Below are 3,098 nucleotides of genomic sequence, written 5' to 3'. Positions count from 1 at the left end.
GGGCACCGTGCCGGTGCCCGCCCCTCCACTCGGTTCTGGTGGTCCGGACTCAGCTGTTCGGACGCTTGCCGTGGTTGGCGTTGTTCTTGCGGCGATCCCGCCTCTTGCGGCCACGCTTGCCCATGGTCGCCTCCTTTCGTCGGTGTACAAGTCTCCCACGAGAACCCCTGTGTGGTTGCATTGAGGAGTCCGGGGGCCGCCGCGTGAGGAAAGCAGAGGAACATCCGAATGACTGAACAGGTCCGTGCCGAGATGGTCGCGAACGTCATGGAGGTCGTCGCAGCCGTCGGCACCGAGGTCGCCGAGGGCGATACCATCGTGCTCCTCGAGTCCATGAAGATGGAGATCCCGGTGTTGTGTGAGACGGCCGGCACCGTCACCGAGGTGGCCGTGACCCCCGGAGATGTCATCCAGGCCGGTGATCTCATCGCCGTGATCGGCTGACCTCCGTCCGGAACGACGAAGGCCGGTTCCGCCCCCACAGGGGAGAGGAACCGGCCTCCGCGTCGATCAGGCGGTGCTGATCAGACGGTGGTGGTCAGACGGTGGTGGTCAGACCGACGTGCGGGTACGGGCACGACGACGCTTGAGAGCGCGACGCTCGTCCTCGCTCATCCCGCCCCAGACGCCCGCGTCCTGGCCGGACTCGAGGGCCCAGGCCAGGCACTCGGCGGTGACGGGGCAACGGTTGCAGACGATCTTCGCCTCGGCGATCTGGGCGAGGGCGGGTCCGGAATTGCCGACGGGGAAGAACAGCTCGGGATCCTCGTCGCGGCAGATGGCCTTGTGGCGCCAGTCCATGGAAACTCCTTACGGTTACGAGACCGTTATCGGGTCAACCGGACACGAGAAGACGACGTCGACGCGCCGATGTGTGCGAAAATCGGCGCGCGGACGTACATGGTCATTCACATCCGGCGATGCGGTGGGGGGTGTACCCTCTCCTCGGGCTCGGTCCGTGAGGAAGAGCTCTCGGTTAAGGCAATGCAAACATTGTGCGTCTGCGCTGTTACGAACGATCGTGCCACGATTCCATGACAAGTCAACCCTCTCCCGTCACATGTGGCAAAGGTCACCCCGGTTGTCAAATCGACCCGAAAGCCCACGCCAGGGGCCGTGATGAGCTAAACGGAGTCCAGTCCACAAGGGTGGTGCGGGTTCGGCCGCGGTCGCGACATAGTCTGTGGAGGTGAACGTGACCCGACCTGACGACCATCGTCCCCCGCTTGATCGGCGTGATCCCCGAGCGGCCATCCCCACGCCCGTCCGGCTGGCCGGGTGGATCTCCTCGGCGCAGGGGCTCATCGGTGTGGGAGTGGCCGTGGCCCTCGCCATCCGTGCGGCCGGCGGCCATCGGGAGGAGACCGTCGTCATCAGTGGCTACGGCACCGCGGTCTGGTTCGCGATCCTCGGTGGCGGCCTTCTCGCGGCCGGCGTCGGTCTGTTGCGGGGGCGCCGCTGGGGCCGGGGTCTGGTGGTGATCGCCGAGCTGTTGTTGCTGTTCGTGGCCTGGTACGTCGGGGTGGGCTCGGACCAGTACCTCGCCGGGCTGCTCCTCGCCGTGATCTGCGCGGTCGCGTTGGTCTCGTTGTTCCGCAGGGACGCGATCGAGTGGTACGCCGCGTGACCTGATCGACCGTAACCGGGTGCGCCGCGGAATGGTCAGTCGAGGAACTTGTACGCGTGGACCAGACCCGCCCTGCTCTCGTAGAGGATGTCGCCGATCTGGGCGAGTCCCGTCACGCCGCCTCCTGTCACACCCTCCCCGGTCGCACCGTTCCCCGTCGTGGCTGCTCCGGGGAGACGGCGGAACTCGCGACCGGTGTCGTGGTCGAGGAGCGCGAAGGCACCGTCGAGGGGGACGAGTACCCACTCGTCATTCGCATGGGCCTCCGGGTCCGGGGACCATCCACCGGTCATTCCGGGGCCGGTCGACGCCCCGAGCGTCCAGGAGTACCTCCCGGACTGTCCGTCGAAGGCGTGCGTGGAGCGCCCGTCGAACCACCGGACCTGCGCGTTGTCACCCGAGACGGACCGGGGTGAGGGCAGTACGCCCGGCTCGCCGTCCAGGCCGAGGACGGTCGAGTGTTCGGTGGGGGAGGTGAACCACTCGACGGTCCAGTCGGGGCCCCGGTTCCGAAGCGCCAGGACCCCCTGCTCGGTCACGTCGATGATCCACAGGCCGTCGGCACCGGTCGGCTCCGAGGCGATCTCCTCCGGGGCGCGGTTGTCCTCGGGGACGGTCTCGGAGATCGTCAGCCTGACGGACTGCTCGCCGGGGCAGCGCTCGGTCACCGCGAAACGCTCGTCGGTGAGGTCGGCGGTCACGAGCGTGCACCCCGCCCTGGGCTGCATCCCGGCCTCCTGCGGTGCGTCCACCGCCCCGTACTCGACGGTCCGGACCAGGTCGTCGCGCCAGATCTCGAGCCGGTCCGGACTCAACGCGAGTACGTGCCTCCAGGTCGCGGTGAGTTCCATCGAGTCCGCGAACGCGCTCTGCCTGGTGCTCGCGTACTCCTGCCCGGTCGGGTCGAGGGAGGTCACGTCACTGCACCCGGAGGCGCCGTCGAACGCGGCGACGAGCCGATCGGCGTAGAACGCCCCGGCACAGAACCGCCCCGCATGGGTGTAGGTCCAGCGCTCCTCGCCGGATCCCGCGTCACGACCGACGAGTACCCCGTCCGGGGAGACGGTGACGAGATTGCCCTTGGTGGTGAGGGGGGGACCGGGGTCGGCGGACTCGTGCGTCCAGAGCGGTTGGAGCGAGGTCGGGGGCTCGGTGGCCGGACCGTACTCGGGCTGCTGCGATCCCGCCGCACGCAGCTGCGACCCGGTCGCGCTGCCGGTCACCAGCACAACGGCCGCCGTCACCACCATGACGACGGCGATCACCCCGGCGGTGACGAGGTCTCGCCGCGTCCGGCGTTCGGGGGCGACGCCGATGTCCGTCCACCGGCGGCCGGACCCTCTCCTGAGTGTGCGCACGTGCCTTCCAGGGGTGGGGGTCGGTTCTAGTCCCGGCCGGTGGAGTCGGACGACGACGAGGGATTCCGCCGACGACGCCGACGTCGCCTCGGGGTGCCGTCACCGCCGGTCGC

General features: G+C 68.7%; 4 protein-coding genes. 2 read left to right on the top strand and 2 right to left on the bottom strand.

Features of this window, described 5'->3' with window-relative positions:
* The first annotated feature begins 228 nt into the window (after positions 1–228).
* Positions 229–444 carry a biotin/lipoyl-binding carrier protein gene (locus G6026_RS09345; protein ID WP_107755952.1) on the top strand — a complete coding sequence of 72 codons (216 nt, stop codon included), beginning with the start codon at positions 229–231 and terminating at the stop codon, positions 442–444.
* Positions 445–552: 108 nt separating this feature from the next.
* On the opposite strand, the gene G6026_RS09340 is transcribed toward G6026_RS09345, so the two are convergent.
* Positions 553–801, bottom strand: a complete 249-nt coding sequence (locus G6026_RS09340; RefSeq protein WP_017836612.1) for a WhiB family transcriptional regulator — start codon at positions 799–801, stop codon at positions 553–555.
* A 394-nt stretch (positions 802–1,195) separates the two neighbouring features.
* Between G6026_RS09340 and G6026_RS09335 the strand changes: the two genes are divergently transcribed.
* On the top strand, positions 1,196–1,627 hold the full coding sequence (locus G6026_RS09335) for a hypothetical protein (protein WP_234414847.1): 432 nt from the start codon (positions 1,196–1,198) through the stop codon (positions 1,625–1,627).
* Between the two features lie 35 nt (positions 1,628–1,662).
* On the opposite strand, the gene G6026_RS09330 is transcribed toward G6026_RS09335, so the two are convergent.
* On the bottom strand, positions 1,663–2,985 hold the full coding sequence (locus G6026_RS09330; protein WP_107755954.1) for a hypothetical protein: 1,323 nt from the start codon (positions 2,983–2,985) through the stop codon (positions 1,663–1,665).
* Positions 2,986–3,098: the final 113 nt, after the last annotated feature.

Origin of the sequence: Dietzia sp. DQ11-38-2 (genome assembly GCF_014145055.1) — a bacterium.
Taxonomy (GTDB): Bacteria; Actinomycetota; Actinomycetes; order Mycobacteriales; family Mycobacteriaceae; genus Dietzia.
Note: the sequence above shows the minus strand (reverse complement) of the source record. Positions and strands in the feature narration are given on the sequence as shown.

Excerpts from the sequence above, each read along its gene's own strand:
- G6026_RS09345 (WP_107755952.1), top strand. The coding sequence starts at position 229 with ATGACTGAACAGGTCCGTGCCGAGATGGTCGCGAACGTCATGGAGGTC.
- G6026_RS09340 (WP_017836612.1), bottom strand. The coding sequence starts at position 801 with ATGGACTGGCGCCACAAGGCCATCTGCCGCGACGAGGATCCCGAGCTG.